This is a genomic window from Streptomyces subrutilus, from assembly GCF_008704535.1.
GTDB lineage: Bacteria > Actinomycetota > Actinomycetes > Streptomycetales > Streptomycetaceae > Streptomyces > Streptomyces subrutilus.
Map to the genome: position 1 here is coordinate 5079754 of NZ_CP023701.1, position 15350 is coordinate 5095103.

The 15350-nt window shown below is 70.7% G+C and carries 14 protein-coding genes; 5 read left to right on the plus strand and 9 right to left on the minus strand.

All coding sequences use genetic code 11. The annotated features are described in order from the left end of the window. Nucleotides 1-7: 7 nt before the first annotated feature. Nucleotides 8-829, plus strand: coding sequence for an isoprenyl transferase (locus CP968_RS22420; RefSeq protein ID WP_150519706.1), 822 nt, complete (start codon nucleotides 8-10; stop codon nucleotides 827-829). Between the two features lie 87 nt (nucleotides 830-916). Here CP968_RS22420 and CP968_RS22425 read toward each other — a convergent pair whose 3' ends face one another. The 4 genes from CP968_RS22425 to CP968_RS22440 are packed head-to-tail and all read right to left on the minus strand — an operon-like array spanning nucleotide 917 to nucleotide 4074. Then, the gene (locus CP968_RS22425; RefSeq protein WP_150519707.1) at nucleotides 917-1345 is read right to left on the minus strand and encodes a Fur family transcriptional regulator; all 429 of its coding nucleotides are present in this window, start codon (nucleotides 1343-1345) and stop codon (nucleotides 917-919) included. Between the two features lie 52 nt (nucleotides 1346-1397). Then, on the minus strand, nucleotides 1398-2264 hold the full coding sequence (locus CP968_RS22430) for a metal ABC transporter permease (protein WP_150519708.1): 867 nt from the start codon (nucleotides 2262-2264) through the stop codon (nucleotides 1398-1400). Further along, complete coding sequence (locus CP968_RS22435; protein WP_150522058.1) at nucleotides 2264-3055, minus strand: metal ABC transporter ATP-binding protein; 792 nt, start codon at nucleotides 3053-3055, stop codon at nucleotides 2264-2266. Before CP968_RS22435 ends, CP968_RS22430 begins: the two co-directional genes overlap by 1 nt. Nucleotides 3056-3084: 29 nt before the next feature. Continuing rightward, the gene (locus CP968_RS22440) at nucleotides 3085-4074 is read right to left on the minus strand and encodes a metal ABC transporter substrate-binding protein (protein ID WP_150519709.1); all 990 of its coding nucleotides are present in this window, start codon (nucleotides 4072-4074) and stop codon (nucleotides 3085-3087) included. A 154-nt stretch (nucleotides 4075-4228) separates the two neighbouring features. Here CP968_RS22440 and CP968_RS22445 point away from each other — a divergent pair, with 154 nt between their 5' ends. After that, nucleotides 4229-5605 carry a glycine--tRNA ligase gene (locus tag CP968_RS22445; RefSeq protein WP_150519710.1) on the plus strand — a complete coding sequence of 459 codons (1377 nt, stop codon included), beginning with the start codon at nucleotides 4229-4231 and terminating at the stop codon, nucleotides 5603-5605. A gap of 76 nt (nucleotides 5606-5681) precedes the next feature. On the opposite strand, the gene CP968_RS22450 is transcribed toward CP968_RS22445, so the two are convergent. The 4 genes from CP968_RS22450 to CP968_RS22465 form a co-directional block, all read right to left on the minus strand. Beyond that, complete coding sequence (locus tag CP968_RS22450; RefSeq protein ID WP_150519711.1) at nucleotides 5682-6410, minus strand: VC0807 family protein; 729 nt, start codon at nucleotides 6408-6410, stop codon at nucleotides 5682-5684. 171 nt (nucleotides 6411-6581) lie between these two features. Beyond that, nucleotides 6582-7175 (minus strand): TetR/AcrR family transcriptional regulator, encoded by a 594-nt coding sequence (locus tag CP968_RS22455; RefSeq protein WP_150519712.1) that lies wholly within the window; start codon nucleotides 7173-7175, stop codon nucleotides 6582-6584. Nucleotides 7176-7192: 17 nt separating this feature from the next. Then, complete coding sequence (locus CP968_RS22460; RefSeq protein ID WP_268253284.1) at nucleotides 7193-8245, minus strand: aldo/keto reductase; 1053 nt, start codon at nucleotides 8243-8245, stop codon at nucleotides 7193-7195. Nucleotides 8246-8404: 159 nt separating this feature from the next. Next, on the minus strand, nucleotides 8405-8749 hold the full coding sequence (locus tag CP968_RS22465; RefSeq protein WP_150519714.1) for a DoxX family protein: 345 nt from the start codon (nucleotides 8747-8749) through the stop codon (nucleotides 8405-8407). Nucleotides 8750-8840: 91 nt separating this feature from the next. Here CP968_RS22465 and CP968_RS22470 point away from each other — a divergent pair, with 91 nt between their 5' ends. Next, nucleotides 8841-9296, plus strand: coding sequence for a MarR family winged helix-turn-helix transcriptional regulator (locus tag CP968_RS22470; RefSeq protein WP_229886560.1), 456 nt, complete (start codon nucleotides 8841-8843; stop codon nucleotides 9294-9296). Nucleotides 9297-9341: 45 nt separating this feature from the next. Here CP968_RS22470 and CP968_RS22475 read toward each other — a convergent pair whose 3' ends face one another. Next, entirely contained in the window at nucleotides 9342-10778 is a 1437-nt protein-coding gene (locus CP968_RS22475; protein WP_150519716.1) for an MFS transporter, read from the minus strand. Between the two features lie 34 nt (nucleotides 10779-10812). Here CP968_RS22475 and dusB point away from each other — a divergent pair, with 34 nt between their 5' ends. Both dusB and ppdK read left to right on the plus strand, forming a co-directional pair. Beyond that, entirely contained in the window at nucleotides 10813-11973 is a 1161-nt protein-coding gene (dusB, locus tag CP968_RS22480; RefSeq protein WP_150519717.1) for a tRNA dihydrouridine synthase DusB, read from the plus strand. Between the two features lie 377 nt (nucleotides 11974-12350). After that, entirely contained in the window at nucleotides 12351-15059 is a 2709-nt protein-coding gene (ppdK, locus tag CP968_RS22485; RefSeq protein WP_150519718.1) for a pyruvate, phosphate dikinase, read from the plus strand. The last annotated feature ends 291 nt before the right edge of the window (nucleotides 15060-15350 follow it).

The following is a 15350-nucleotide window of genomic DNA, read 5'->3' on the forward strand; positions in this document are numbered from 1 at the left end:
TGGGCACATGGCACGACGCGGGATTCTGGGACGCTCTCGCCGCGAGTACAAGGTTCCCGAGCCGCATCCGTCCGGTGAGCGCCCGCCGAAGATCCCCGGAGAGCTCGTCCCGAACCACGTCGCGGTCGTCATGGACGGCAACGGCCGCTGGGCCAAGGAGCGCGGGCTGCCGCGCACCGAGGGGCACAAGGTCGGCGAGGGCGTCGTCCTGGACGTGCTCAAGGGCTGCCTGGAGATGGGCGTCAAGAACCTGTCGCTGTACGCCTTCTCGACGGAGAACTGGAAGCGCTCGCCCGACGAGGTCCGCTTCCTGATGAACTTCAACCGCGACGTCATCCGCCGTCGGCGCGACGAGATGGACGAGCTGGGCATCCGCATCCGCTGGGTCGGCCGCATGCCGAAGATGTGGAAGTCGGTCGTCCAGGAGCTCCAGGTCGCGCAGGAACAGACCGTCGACAACGACGCCATGACCCTGTACTTCTGCGTGAACTACGGCGGGCGCGCGGAGATCGCGGACGCGGCGCAGGCCATCGCGCGCGACGTCGCGGCGGGCCGGCTCGACCCGGCGAAGGTCAACGAGAAGACCTTCGCGAAGTACATGTACTACCCGGACATGCCGGACGTGGACCTGTTCCTGCGGCCCAGCGGTGAGCAGCGCACCTCCAACTACCTGCTCTGGCAGAGCGCGTACGCGGAGATGGTCTTCCAGGACGTGCTGTGGCCCGACTTCGACCGCCGCAACCTGTGGGCGGCGTGCCTGGAGTACGCCCAGCGCGACCGCCGCTTCGGCGGTGCGGTCCCGAACCAGTCCGAGGGCCCCACGGGCTGACCCCGCCGGCCGTCCCCCGCCCCGCCCGCGCGACCGCGGGCGGGACACGGGCACCGCTCGCCGGTCGGCCGGCAGCTCGTCGGCCGGTCAGCCGGCGGCGGCGCAGTCGGCGCAGGTGCCGAAGATCTCCACGGTGTGGGCGACGTTCACGTAGCCGTGCTCGGCCGCGATCGACTCGGCCCACTTCTCCACGGCCGGGCCCTCGACCTCGACGGCCTTGCCGCACTTGCGGCACACCAGGTGGTGGTGGTGGTCCCCGGTCGAGCAGCGGCGGTAGACGGACTCGCCGTCGCTGGTGCGCAGGACGTCGACCTCGCCGGCGTCCGCGAGCGACTGGAGGGTGCGGTAGACGGTGGTCAGGCCCACGGAATCACCGCGGTGCTTGAGCATGTCGTGGAGTTCCTGGGCGCTGCGGAACTCGTCCACCTCGTCCAGCGCCGCCGCCACGGCGGCCCGCTGCCGGGTGGACCGTCCTCGTACTGGCGCGGTATTCGTCTCGCCAGGCGCAGTCGCCACCGGTTCCTCCTCGTATCGGGCCTCGGCCCATTGTGCCAGGCGACCGGCTCTCCTAGACCTTCACATCGTCTCGGGTACAGACCTCTTCGGCGCCGCGGGCGGCTTTCGCCCGGCGCGCGGCCAGCGGGGTGGAGACCGCCGTCATCACCACGAAGACGGCGATGGCGAGCAGCACGATGGTGCCGCCGGACGGCGCGTCGAGGTAGTAGGTCGTGGCCGTGCCGGTCAGCGAGACCAGCACGCCGATCACCATCGCCACCGAGAGGGTCGCGGTGAACCCGCGGGTCACGCGCTGGGCGGCCGCCACCGGGATCACCATCATGGCGCTGACCAGCAGCAGGCCCACGATGCGCATCGCGACGGTGACGGTGACGGCGGCGGTGACCGCCATCAGCAGGTTCAGCGCGCGCACCGGCAGTCCGGTGACCCGGGCGAACTCCTCGTCCTGGCAGACGGCGAACAGCTGGCGCCGCAGCCCGAGCGTCACGGCGAGCACGAACACGGCGAGGACCACCACGGCGGTGATGTCCTCGGCGGAGACGGTGGTGATGGAGCCGAAGAGGTAGCTGGTCAGATTGGCGGTGGAGCCGCCCGGCGCCAGGTTGATGATCATGACGCCGCCGGCCAGGCCGCCGTAGAAGAGCATGGCGAGCGCGATGTCGCCGCTGGTCCTGCCGCGGGACCGGATCAGCTCCATGCCGACCGCGCCCACCACCGCGACCAGGGTGGCCGTCCAGATCGGGCTGGTGTTGAGCAGGAAGCCGAGGGCGACGCCGGTCATGGCCACGTGCCCGATGCCGTCGCCCATGACCGCCTGGCGGCGCTGCACCAGGTAGGTCCCGATCGCCGGGGCGGTCAGACCGACCAGGACGGCCGCGAGCAGGGCCCGCTGCATGAACGCGTAGTCGAGGATCTCCATCAGCTCAGCAGTCCCGTCCGCAGGGGCTCGGCGTCGTGCGCCGCGTGGGGGTGTACGTGGTCGTGGCCGGGCAGGGCGTGCTGGCCCACGGCCTCGGGGGGCGGGCCGTCGTGGACGACGCAGCCGTCGCGCAGGACGACGGCCCGGTCGATCAGCGGTTCCAGCGGCCCCAGCTCGTGCAGGACGAGGAGCACGGTGGTGCCGGCGGCGACCTGCTCGCGCAGGGCGCGGGCCAGGACCTCCTGGTTGGCCAGGTCCACCCCGGCCATCGGCTCGTCCATGATCAGGAGCTCGGGTTCGACGGCGAGCGCCCGGGCTATGAGCACGCGCTGGTGCTGGCCGCCGGAGAGGGCGTTCACCGAGGCGTCGGCGTACGCGTCCATGTCGACCAGGGCCAGGGCGCGCGCGACGGCGGCCTTGTCGGCCTTGCGCAGGACGCCGAAGCGGGAGCGGGCCAGCCGGCCGGAGGAGACGACCTCGCGGACGGTGGCCGGGACGCCGCTCGCGGCGGTGGTGCGCTGCGGGACGTAGCCGATGCGCGACCAGTCCCGGAAGCGCTTGAAGTCCGTGCCGAAGAGGGAAAGCCCGCCGTCGGCCAGCGGGACCTGGCCGACCACGGCGCGGACGGCCGTGGACTTGCCGGAGCCGTTGGCGCCGAGCAGGGCGACGACCTCGCCGCGGTGGACGGTGAGGTCGATCCCGCGCAGCACGGGGCGCGAGCCGAGCGAGGCGGTGGCCCCGCGCAGGGATATGACGGGCTGGTCCGCTGCCCGCCCCGGCGTGGACTGCATGGCGCGCGCCTCCGTTGCTGCTGCTGTCATCATTTGGCTCCGAGGGCCTTCTGGAGGTTGTTCAGGTTCGACCGCATGACCTCGAAGTAGTCAGCGCCCTGGGACTTGTCGGTGATTCCCTCAAGGGGATCGAGGACGTCGGTCCGCAGCCCGGTGTCCTTCGCGAGGGTCGTGGCCGTCTTGTCGCTGGCCAGCGTCTCGAAGAACACGGTGGAGACATTGTCCTTCTTCGCGACGGCCTGCAGTTCCTTCATCCGGGCCGGGCTGGGCTCGGACTCGGGGTCGACCCCGGAGATGCCCTCCTGGTCCAGGCCGTAGCGCTCGGCGAGGTAGCCGAACGCGGAGTGCGTGGTGATGAAGGTCTTGGACGCGGTGGTGCCCAGGCCGGTCTTGAACTCGGCGTCCAGGGCGGTGAGCTTGGCCACCAGCTCGTCGGTGTTCTTGCGGTAGTCGGCCGCGTGGTCGGGGTCGGCCTTCTCCAGGGCCGCGCCGACGCCCTTGGCGACCTGCGCGTACTTGACGGGGTCGAGCCACACATGGGGGTCCCGGCCGGTTCCGCCGTGGTCGTGGCCGTCCCCCTCCGCCGCGTGGTCGTGGTCCTCGCCGGCGTGGTCGTGGCCGGAGGCGCCGTGGACTTCGAGGGGGGTGAGGGCGGCGGCGTCGACGACGTTCTTCACGCCGGACTGGGCGACGGCCTCGTCGACGGCGGGCTGCAGGCTCTTGAGGTAGAGGACCACGTCGGATTCGCCGAGCTGGGCGGTCTGCTTGGGGGTGATCTCCAGGTCGTGCGGCTCGACGCCCGGCTTGGTGAGCGTGCCGACCTTCACGTGGTCCTTGCCGATCTGCTCGCCGAGGAACTGCATCGGGTAGAACGACGCCGTCACGGCGAGCCTGCCGTCCCCGTCCCCGCTCCCGCCTCCGCCGGCCGCCGTGGCTCCGGAGCATGCGGTGAGGGCCGTGGCGCCGAGGGCGACGGCTCCGGCGAGGGCGGCGGTGGGTATGAGGCGTCGTACGTTCATGACATCCATTTTCATCAAAGATGGAAACGATTGTCAACAATGCCTCGGGGCGGCCTCCGCCGGGGCCGGGGAACGGGAACCGATTTGAAAGGGGGGGTGCGGGCGCCGGTAACCTAAAGACTTCGCCGTTCGTCCTCGTAATGAAGAGAGCACCGTGGCCGCCGACAAGATCGAAACCATCGTCAGCCTGAGCAAGCGCCGTGGCTTCGTTTTCCCTTGCAGTGACATCTACGGCGGTTCCCGGGCTGCCTGGGACTACGGTCCGCTGGGTGTCGAGCTCAAGGAGAACATCAAGCGCCAGTGGTGGAAGGCGATGGTCACCGGACGTGAGGACATCGTCGGCCTCGACTCGTCCGTGATCCTGGCCCCCGAGGTCTGGGTGGCCTCCGGTCACGTCGCGACCTTCTCGGACCCGCTGACCGAGTGCACCGCCTGTCACAAGCGCCACCGTGCGGACCACCTGGAAGAGGCGTACGAGGCCAAGCACGGCCGGCTGCCCGCCAACGGCCTCGCCGACATCAACTGCCCCCACTGCGGCGTGAAGGGCCAGTTCACCGAGCCCAAGCAGTTCTCCGGCATGCTGGAGACGCACCTCGGCCCGACCCAGGACTCGAAGGCGTACCTGCGCCCCGAGACCGCCCAGGGCATCTTCACCAACTTCGCCCACGTGCAGACCACTTCGCGCAAGAAGCCGCCCTTCGGCATCGCGCAGATGGGCAAGTCCTTCCGGAACGAGATCACTCCGGGCAACTTCATCTTCCGCACCCGCGAGTTCGAGCAGATGGAGATGGAGTTCTTCGTCAAGCCGGGCGAGGACGAGCAGTGGCAGGAGTACTGGATGGCCGAGCGGTGGAACTGGTACCGCGGCCTCGGCATCCGCGAGGAGAACATCCGCTGGTACGAGCACCCGAAGGAGAAGCTGTCCCACTACTCGAAGCGCACCGCCGACATCGAGTACCGCTTCAACTTCGGCGGCAACGAGTTCTCCGAGCTGGAGGGCGTGGCCAACCGCACCGACTTCGACCTCAAGGCCCACTCCGCCGCCTCCGGCCAGGACCTCACCTACTTCGACCAGGAGGCCGGTGAGCGCTACACCCCGTACGTCATCGAGCCGGCGGCCGGTGTGAACCGCGCCATGCTCGCCTTCATGCTCGACGCGTACAACGAGGACGAGGCCCCGAACGCCAAGGGCGTCATGGAGAAGCGCACCGTGATGCGCCTCGACCCGCGCCTGGCCCCGATCAAGGTCGCCGTCCTGCCGCTGTCGCGCAACGCGCAGCTGTCGCCGAAGGCCAAGGGCCTCGCCGCCGACCTGCGCAAGAACTGGAACATCGAGTTCGACGACGCCGGCGCCATCGGCCGCCGCTACCGTCGCCAGGACGAGATCGGCACCCCGTTCTGCATCACCGTCGACTTCGACACCCTGGACGACAACGCGGTGACCGTGCGCGAGCGCGACACCATGAAGCAGGAGCGCGTCTCCCTGGACCAGATCCAGAGCTACCTCGGCAGCCGCCTGCTCGGCTGCTAGGTCCGTCCCGGCGCGAAGAAAGCCCGTGGCCCGGTGCGCGGTGCGCACCGGGCCACGGGCTTTCCCCCGCGGACGGTCAGGCCGCGGCCGCGCCCCCGGCGGCGGCCGCCGCGGCCGCGCGGCGTTCGCCCTCGGCCCGGGAGCGCTTCGCGTAGCGGGCGGTCCACACGGCGAGGGCGGCCAGCACGCCGTAGATCATGAACGGGCTGAGGGTCACCATGGTCCTGGTGTCCAGTCCGTACGCGAGGACGATCCGGACCAGGGACTCCGCGACGTAGGCCGAGCCCCAGACCAGCGTCATCCGCTTCATGGTGGTCCGGAAGCCCTCGTACGCCCACAGGCCGTTCCACCACGCCGTGCCCTCGGGCGTGCCGTCCGTGGCGAACTTGCGGCCGAAGTAGAACATCAGCGGGCGCGCCGCGGCCAGCGTGCCCAGGCAGAGCAGCCCGAACAGGCCGGTGACCGCGGAGTCCTTGATCAGCAGGGCGCGGGCCGAGTGCGCGCCGACGAGCGAGACCACCGCGGTGATCACCAGGAACACCAGGGTGACGACGGCGAACTCGTCGAACTTGCGCCGCCAGGCCACGCTGATCGCGCTGTCGAGCACCGGCCACGCGCCGCTGACGAGCAGCGCCGAGAACTCGCTCCAGCCGTGGTCGTCCGTGAGGACGTTGTACGTGATGATCGGCGCGACCACGTTCAGCGCGATGGTCAGCACCCAGCCGACGGCGGTCGCGGTGCCGGAGCGAGCGGGCGGCGCGGGTTGCTGCGGTGGCGGTGGTGGCGCTGACTGCGGAGCGGACATGCTTCCCCCTGGGACGTGCCTCGGCGTGCGGAAAGGGGAGCGTACGCACGACTCCGGCCTGCGCATGGCAATGCCGGCCCCAAATGATCGCCAAACCGTCCGGAGTGCCTCCCTCCGCCTTCGTCGGCCCCGCCCCGGTCGGCCCGCTCCGGCCGGGGTCCCGCAGGCGGGTCAGGCGCGCAGTCCCCGGATCAGCAGGGCGGTGACCGCCTCGAACTCCGTGAGGATCGTCGGCGACACCCAGTCCGCCGCGTACTGGGGGTCGTGGAACCGGCCGGTGGCGTGGAAGACCGCGCGGGCGGTGGCCGGCACGTCCTCGGCGGCCAGCGACCCGGCCGCGACGCCCTCGGCGATGATCCGCGACAGCTGGTCGGTCAGCTCCGTCAGGTGCGCGTCCACCACGCCGCTGTGCTCGGAGAGCAGCACGGTGTAGGTGGCGAACAGCTCCGGGTCGTCGCCCGCCTTGTGCCGCTTGGCCGCGAAGAGCGACTCCAGCCAGGCCTCCAGCTTCGATTCCGCGCTCGCACCGGGGTCGGAGGTGATCTCTTCCAGCACGACGACGCTCTTGGCGAGCCACCGGTCGGTGACCGCCTCGCGGAGCGCGGCCTTCGACGGGAAGTGCCGGTACACGCTGCCGTGACTCACGCCCAGGGCGCGGGCCACGTCCACCACGGTCGCCTTGGTGGGGCCGAAACGGCGCAGCACCTCCTCGGTGGTTTCGAGGATGCGCTCGGGTGTCAGGGGCTCGGCGGCAGCGGGGGACATGTGATGACCGTACCGTCTCAGTGTTCGCTGTCGAGGTGGGCCATCTGCGCGGACGGATAGCGCTCGCCGGCCGCGGCGCCCGCCGGTACGGCCTCCTCGATCGCGGCCAGGTCGGCGGCGTCGAGGGTGACCTCCATGGCACCCAGTGCCTCGGCGAGCCGGTCCCGGCGCCGGGCGCCCACCAGCGGCACGATGTCCTCGCCCCGGGACAGCACCCAGGCGATGGCGGTCTGGGCGACGCTGACCCCCTTGCCGCCCGCGACCTTGCGCAGGGCGTCCACCAGGTCGAGGTTCCGGTCGAGGTTGTCGCCCTGAAAGCGGGGGCTCATGCCGCGGAAGTCGCCGGGGGCCAGTGCGCGGTCGCGGCCGAAGTGTCCGCTGATCAGGCCGCGGGACAGCACCCCGTACGCCGTGATGCCGATGCCCAGCTCACGGGCGGTCGGCAGGATCCGGTCCTCGATGCCGCGCGAGATCAGGGAGTACTCGATCTGGAGGTCCGCGATGGGGGCCACGGACGCGGCCCGGCGCAGGGTGTCCGCGCCGACCTCGGAGAGCCCGATGTGCCGTACGTGCCCGGCCTCGACGGCCTCGGCGATGGCGCCCACGGTCTCCTCGATCGGGACGTCCGGGTCCACCCGGGCGATCCGGTAGATGTCGATGTGGTCCCGGCCGAGCCGTTGGAGCGAGTAGGCCAGGAAGTTCTTCACGGCCGCGGGCCGGCCGTCGTATCCGGTGAAGCCGCCCTCGACCGTCCGCAGGGCGCCGAACTTCACGCTGGTCAGCGCCTTCTCGCGGGCGGCCGCCGGAGCCGTCCGCAGGGCCTCGTTGATCAGCAGTTCGTTGTGCCCCATGCCGTAGAAGTCGCCGGTGTCGAGCAGCGTGACCCCGGCGTCCAGGGCGGCGTGGACCGTCGCGAGGGACTCGGCGCGGTCGCTCTCGCCGTACAGGGCCGACATTCCCATGCAGCCGAGGCCGAGCGGAAAGACGGCCGGGCCGGTGGTTCCGAGCCGGCGCCGCGGGGCCGGCTCGGAAGAGGGGGAGGGGGGAGAGGGGTTCGGGTTCGTCGTCATGCGACGAGAATGGCATGACGAGTGACAGATTTCAATATCTGTCACTCGTCAGGGTGAGAGGTCCCGGCGCCGGCCGGGCGAGAGGTGGTGAGGGCGGTGGTGGGAGCGCCGGTGTGGGCGGCGGTGTGCGCAGTGCGTCGGGGTGTGGGCCGGTCCGGTTCAGGCGAGGAGGCGCAACACCAGGGCCGCCGCCGCCAGCAGAGCCAAGACCGCCGCCGGGGCGAGCTCGTAGTCCTTGACGCGCACGTGGCTGATGACCGCCCCGATGAAGTAGAGGGTCACGCCGACGGCCGCGGCCACGCCGAGCGGCGCGATCCACAGGCCGGCTGCCAGGCCGACGGCGCCGGCGGCCTTCAGGGCGGCCAGCCGTGGCAGCCACGCCTCGGGGACCCGCACCTTGCGCATGTTGGCCACCACCTGCTCGTTGCGCCGGAGCGTGAAGACCGCGGAGGCGGTGAGGGCGAGCGCGAGCAGGATGCCGACGACGGCGTAGGCGATGAACATGATGAGCCCCAATGGTCGATTGCGTTAGATCATTGAATAGCATCAACGATCGATGGAGTGCAACCATCCGGTGATTGCTACGATGCGGACCATGACGGCAGACCAGGACGGATCGCACCCCCCGCAGCGCCTGGGCCTCCTGCTGGCCTGGCACGGCGCGGTCACCCAGGCGCGGATGAAGAAGGCGTTCAGCGCCGCCGGCCTCACCCCGCGCCACGCGATGGCGCTGATGCACCTGGAGGGCGGCCCCCTCGGTCAGCGCGTGCTCGCGGAGCGGCTGGAGGTGGACCCCAGCGTCCTCGTCGGCATCCTGAACGACCTGGAGGGCGACGGCCTGGCCGAACGCCGCCGCGACCCCGCCGACCGGCGCCGCCACAACGTGGCCCTCACCGCCGCGGGCGCCGCCGCCCTGCGCTCGACGAACGCGGCGCTCGACGACGTCGAGCGCGACCTCTTCGCGGGCCTCACCGCCACCGACCGGACGGCCCTGCGCACGCTGCTGGCCAGGATCGACACGCACGCGGGCGAGTTCGACTGCCAGGAGTGACCCCGCCCCGCCCGCACGTCGGCGGGGGCGCGCACGCCCCCGGGCTCAGGCGTCGGCCGGGGTCCGGGCGGACGCGGGGTCGAGGGCGCGCGCCGTGCGCTCGGCCGTCGCGCGGGCCCAGGGCCCGCTGGTGGCCGCGCCCACGACCAGGACGAGCAGCCCGCAGACCGTGATGATCCACCAGGCGGGCCCGGTCGCCGCCGCGAAGTCCGCGGTGTCCGTCATCCCGGACGCCAGCACCGAACCCACCACCGCCACGCCCAGCGTGCTGCCGGTCTGCCGGCTGGTGGACGCGATGGCGGCGGCGACGCCCGCCTGGGAACGCGGCATCCCGGACACCGCCGTGTTGGTGACCGGGGCGTTGACCATGCCGAAGCCCAGCCCGAAGAGCATGTAGCCGGCGAACAGCAGCGGGGTGGAGGTCTCGGCCCGGAACACCGCGAAGAGAAGCCCGCTCGCCCCCATGCACACCCCCGCGACCAGCAGCGGGAGCCGCGGCCCGCGCGCCGCGACCATCCGCCCCGAGACCGGGGCGAACAGGAACGTCAGGGCCGCCATCGGCAACATGTAGAGCCCCGCGTCCAGCGCGTCGAGCCCGCGCACGTCCTGGAGGTAGAGCGTGTTCAGGAAGAGGAAGCCGGCCAGTCCCGCGAAGGCGCTGACGGCGATCACGGTCGCGCCGCTGAACGGAGCGCTCCGGAAGAACCGGAAGTCGATCAGCGGCTCCTCCCGCCGGGGCTCGTACACCAGCAGTCCGACGAGCGAGGCCACGGCGACCACGGCGCAGCCCACGATCAGCGGCGAGCCCGGCCCGACGGCCGGCGCCTCGATGATCGCGTACGTGACCGTGCCGAGCAGCGCCATGACCAGCACCTGTCCCACCGGGTCGGGCCGGCGCGGCCGGGCGGCCCGGGACTCGGGGATGTAGCGCAGGGTCAGGACGAGGGCGGCCAGGCCGATCGGCAGGTTGAGCCAGAAGATCGAGCGCCAGCCCACCGTGTCCACCAGCACGCCGCCGATCAGCGGCCCGGCCGCCATGGAGATGCCGGCGACGGCGCCCCAGGCGCCGATGGCGCGCGCCCGTGCGGCGGGCTCGGTGAAGGTGTTGGTGATGATCGACATCGCCACCGGGTTGAGCATCGCGCCGCCGACGGCCTGCACCATGCGGAAGGCCACGAGCCAGTCGAGGCTCGGGGCGAGCGAGCACAGCGCGGAGCCGAGGGTGAAGAGCACCAGCCCCGCCACGAACACCTTGCGGCGCCCGATCCGGTCGGCCGTCGACCCCGCGAGCATCAGCAGCGAGGCCAGGACCAGGGTGTACGCGTCGATGGTCCACTGGAGCCCGGACACCGAGGCGTGCAGTTCGCGCCGCATGGTGGGCAGCGCGACGTTCAGGACGGTGTTGTCGAGGCTCACGATCAGCAGGCTCATGCAGCAGATGGCCAGGACGAGCGTGCGCTGCCGTGGACTCGACTCGATCATGCCGCCGATGGTACGTCCGCCCCACCACCGCGGCATGCGGGACAATGGGCGGATGACCACGCTTCCCCCGCCCCTCGCGATCGGCCCGCACACCGTGCAGCCGCCGGTGGTGCTCGCGCCCATGGCCGGCATCACCAATGCCCCGTTCCGCACCCTCTGCCGCGAGTTCTCGGGCGGCAAGGGGCTGTTCGTGAGCGAGATGATCACGACCCGCGCCCTGGTCGAGCGCAACGAGAAGACCATGCAGCTGATCCACTTCGACGCGACGGAGAAGCCGCGCTCGATCCAGCTGTACGGCGTCGACCCGGCGACGGTCGGCAAGGCGGTCCGCATGATCGTCGAAGAGGACCGCGCCGACCACATCGACCTCAACTTCGGCTGCCCGGTCCCCAAGGTGACCCGCAAGGGCGGCGGCTCGGCCCTCCCGTACAAGCGCAACCTGCTGCGCGCGATCCTGCGCGAGGCCGTCGCCGGCGCCGGCGACCTGCCCGTGACCATGAAGATGCGCAAGGGCATCAACGACGACCACCTCACCTACCTCGACGCCGGCCGGATCGCCGTCGAGGAGGGGATCACCGCCATTGCCCTGCACGGCCGCACCACCGCCCAGCACTACGGCGGCACCGCCGACTGGGAGGCCATCGCCCGGCTCAAGGAGCACGTGCCCGAGATCCCGGTGCTCGGCAACGGCGACATCTGGTGCGCCGAGGACGCGCTGCGCATGGTCCGCGAGACCGGCTGCGACGGCGTCGTGGTGGGGCGCGGCTGCCTGGGCCGCCCGTGGCTCTTCAACGACCTGGTCGCGGCGTTCGAGGGGCGCCCCGAGGACTTCCACCAGCCCGCCCTCCGGGAGGTCGCGGCCACCATGCACCGCCACGCCCAGCTGCTGGGGGAGTGGATCGGCGACGAGACGCGCGGGGTGATCGACTTCCGTAAGCACGTGGCCTGGTACCTGAAGGGCTTCTCGGTCGGCTCCGAGATGCGCAAGAAGCTCGCGGTGACCTCCTCCCTGGCCGAGCTCGACGCTCATCTGAGCGAGCTGGACCTGGACCAGTCGTGGCCCGAGAGCGCGGACGGCCCGCGCGGCCGGACGTCCGGAAACAACCGGGTTGTCCTGCCTGAGGGCTGGCTGAACGATCCGTACGACTGTGCCGGTGTGAGCGAGGACGCCGAACTGGACACGTCCGGAGGGTGAGAAGCGGCTGGCATTCCGTGCCGTCGACGGCGTGACATACGCCACGCATGGGTGGGCTTGCGCTCAGATGAGCGCAAAGATCACGGGTAAGACTTTCAAAGGGTGGCACTGGGTGCCACCCTTTGTTCGTTCAAGACTTGAACGCAAATGTATCGATGATCGCTCATCCGAGCGTGAACAGGCCCGAGTGGCGCCTTCGGTCTTCGGGATGTGAAGGCTGTTCGGGTGCTCTGGCTACCCATGAGTTACTTTCGATCTCCTGGCGCACGGGTGGTTACAGCCATATGACCGCCAAGTGGACGTACCCATAAGCCTTCGATCTGGGTATGTTCCTGGCCGTCAGGGCAGCCACCCGAGTCCTCGAGGAGTCGAGACCCGTGTCGGAAAACAAAGATCAGAAGTTCGTCTACGACTTCACCGAGGGCAACCGCGACCTCAAGGACCTTCTCGGCGGCAAGGGGGCCAACCTCGCCGAGATGACCAACCTGGGTCTCCCGGTCCCTCCCGGCTTCACCATCACCACCGAGGCCTGCAAGGTCTACCTCGACAGCGGCACGGCCCCGGCCGAGCTGCGCGCCGAGGTCAGCGCCCACCTGGAGGCGCTCGAAGCGAAGATGGGCAAGAAGCTCGGTCAGTCGGACGACCCGCTGCTGGTCTCCGTCCGCTCCGGTGCGAAGTTCTCCATGCCCGGCATGATGGACACGGTCCTCAACATCGGCCTCTCCGACGAGTCCGTGACCGGCCTCGCCTCCCAGGCCGGCGACGAGCGCTTCGCGTGGGACTCCTACCGCCGCCTCATCCAGATGTTCGGCAAGACCGTCCTCGGCGTCGAGGGCGAGCTCTTCGAGGACGCCCTCGAAGAGGCCAAGGCCGCCAAGAAGGTCACCGTCGACACCGACCTCGACGCCGCCGACCTGAAGAAGCTGGTCAAGCACTTCAAGAAGATCGTGGCCAAGGAAGCCGGCCGCGAGTTCCCGCAGGACCCCCGCGAGCAGATGGACCTCGCCGTCGAGGCGGTCTTCAACTCGTGGAACACCGACCGCGCCAAGCTCTACCGCCGCCAGGAGCGCATCCCCGGCGACCTGGGCACCGCCGTCAACATCTGCTCCATGGTCTTCGGCAACCTCGGCCCCGACTCCGGCACCGGCGTCGCCTTCACCCGCGACCCCGCCAGCGGGCACCAGGGCGTCTACGGCGACTACCTGCAGAACGCCCAGGGCGAGGACGTCGTCGCGGGCATCCGCAACACCGTGCCGCTCGCGGACCTGGAGGCCATCGACAAGGCCTCGTACGACCAGCTCATGACGATCATGGAGACGCTGGAGACGCACTACAAGGACCTCTGCGACATCGAGTTCACCATCGAGCGCGGTCAGCTGTGGATGCTCCAGACCCGCGTCGGCAAGCGCACCGCCGGCGCCGCCTTCCGCATCGCCACCCAGCTCGTGGACCAAGGCCTCATCGACGAGGCCGAGGCCCTCCAGCGGGTCAACGGAGCCCAGCTCGCCCAGCTGATGTTCCCGCGCTTCGACGACCAGGCGAAGACCCGCCTGCTGGGCCGCGGCATCGCCGCCTCGCCCGGCGCGGCGGTCGGCAAGGCCGTCTTCGACTCCTACACGGCCGTCAAGTGGTCCCGTTCCGGCGAGAAGGTCATCCTGATCCGCCGCGAGACCAACCCGGACGACCTGGACGGCATGATCGCCTCCGAGGGCATCCTCACCTCCCGGGGCGGCAAGACCTCGCACGCCGCCGTCGTCGCCCGCGGCATGGGCAAGACCTGCGTGTGCGGCGCCGAGGAGCTCGACGTCGACACCAAGCGCCGCCGGATGACGGTCGGCGAGACGGTCATCGAAGAGGGCGACGTCGTCTCCATCGACGGCTCCACCGGCAAGGTCTACCTCGGTGAGGTACCCGTCGTACCCTCCCCGGTCGTCGAGTACTTCGAGGGCCGCATGCACGCCGGCGCCGACGACGCCGACGAACTGGTCGCCGCCGTGCACCGGATCATGGCGTACGCGGACCGCGTCCGCCGGCTGCGGGTGCGCGCCAACGCCGACAACGCCGAGGACGCCCTGCGCGCCCGCCGCTTCGGTGCCCAGGGCATCGGCCTGTGCCGCACCGAGCACATGTTCCTCGGCGAGCGCCGCGAGCTGGTCGAGCGCCTGATCCTCGCCGACACCGACGAGGAGCGCGAGGCCGCGCTGGCCGCGCTGCTGCCGCTGCAGAAGAAGGACTTCGTCGAGCTCTTCGAGGCCATGGACGGCCTGCCCGTCACCGTCCGCCTCCTCGACCCGCCACTGCACGAGTTCCTGCCCGACATCACCGAGCTGTCGGTGCGCGTCGCGCTCGCCGAGTCCCGCAAGGACCACAACGAGAACGACCTGCGCCTCCTGCAGGCCGTGCACAAGCTGCACGAGCAGAACCCGATGCTGGGCCTGCGCGGCGTCCGTCTCGGCCTGGTGATCCCCGGTCTGTTCGCCATGCAGGTGCGGGCGATCGCCGAGGCCGCCGCCGAGCGCAAGAACGCCAAGGGCGACCCGCGCGCCGAGATCATGGTTCCGCTGGTGGGCACCGTCCAGGAGCTGGAGATCGTCCGCGAGGAGGCCGACCAGGTCATCCGCGACATCGAGGCGGCCACCGGCACCAGCCTCAGGCTGACCATCGGCACCATGATCGAGCTGCCCCGCGCCGCGCTGACCGCCGGCCAGATCGCCGAGGCCGCGCAGTTCTTCTCCTTCGGTACGAACGACCTGACCCAGACGGTGTGGGGCTTCTCCCGTGACGACGTGGAGGCCTCGTTCTTCACCGCGTACCTGGAGAAGGGCATCTTCGGGGTCTCGCCCTTCGAGACCATCGACAAGGACGGCGTCGGCGCGCTGGTCCGCAGCGCCGTCGAGGCCGGCCGGGCCACCCGGCCCGACCTCAAGCTCGGCGTCTGCGGCGAGCACGGCGGCGACCCCGAGTCCGTCCACTTCTTCCACGAGGTCGGCCTCGACTACGTCTCCTGCTCGCCGTTCCGGATTCCGGTGGCGCGCCTGGAGGCCGGTCGCGCGGCGGCCGAATCGAAGGGCAGCGACAGCCGCTGAGCCCCGGGCCGAGAAGGCCCCGAACGGACCGCGCCCGCCCCCGGGTTCCCTGACGCCCGGGTGCGGGCGCGCCTATTTTTTGATGTTCAACAATCCTTACGCCAGCAGGCGGTGGACGGATCCCCACCCGTCCACCGCCGCTGTCATTCTGCCGGGCACGTCGGCGCTTCCCGATGCGACCGACCGCCAGGCCCCGCAAAGCCCCCCACGGCCTTCACGGAGCGTTTCGGTCGCATCGGAGTGTGCCCGGCGGAGTACAGGATTTCGGTTGTCACGCCTCCGCCGAAAGGG

Bases quoted from the DNA above. Each gene is read 5' to 3' on its own strand.
- CP968_RS22420 (WP_150519706.1), top strand. From the start codon at position 8: ATGGCACGACGCGGGATTCTGGGACGCTCTCGCCGCGAGTACAAGGTT.
- CP968_RS22430 (WP_150519708.1), bottom strand. From the start codon at position 2,264: ATGGAGATCCTCGACTACGCGTTCATGCAGCGGGCCCTGCTCGCGGCC.
- CP968_RS22435 (WP_150522058.1), bottom strand. From the start codon at position 3,055: ATGCAGTCCACGCCGGGGCGGGCAGCGGACCAGCCCGTCATATCCCTG.
- CP968_RS22440 (WP_150519709.1), bottom strand. From the start codon at position 4,074: ATGAACGTACGACGCCTCATACCCACCGCCGCCCTCGCCGGAGCCGTC.
- CP968_RS22450 (WP_150519711.1), bottom strand. From the start codon at position 6,410: ATGTCCGCTCCGCAGTCAGCGCCACCACCGCCACCGCAGCAACCCGCG.
- CP968_RS22455 (WP_150519712.1), bottom strand. From the start codon at position 7,175: ATGTCCCCCGCTGCCGCCGAGCCCCTGACACCCGAGCGCATCCTCGAA.
- CP968_RS22460 (WP_268253284.1), bottom strand. From the start codon at position 8,245: ATGACGACGAACCCGAACCCCTCTCCCCCCTCCCCCTCTTCCGAGCCG.
- CP968_RS22465 (WP_150519714.1), bottom strand. From the start codon at position 8,749: ATGTTCATCGCCTACGCCGTCGTCGGCATCCTGCTCGCGCTCGCCCTC.
- CP968_RS22470 (WP_229886560.1), top strand. From the start codon at position 8,841: ATGACGGCAGACCAGGACGGATCGCACCCCCCGCAGCGCCTGGGCCTC.
- CP968_RS22475 (WP_150519716.1), bottom strand. From the start codon at position 10,778: ATGATCGAGTCGAGTCCACGGCAGCGCACGCTCGTCCTGGCCATCTGC.
- dusB (WP_150519717.1), top strand. From the start codon at position 10,813: ATGCGGGACAATGGGCGGATGACCACGCTTCCCCCGCCCCTCGCGATC.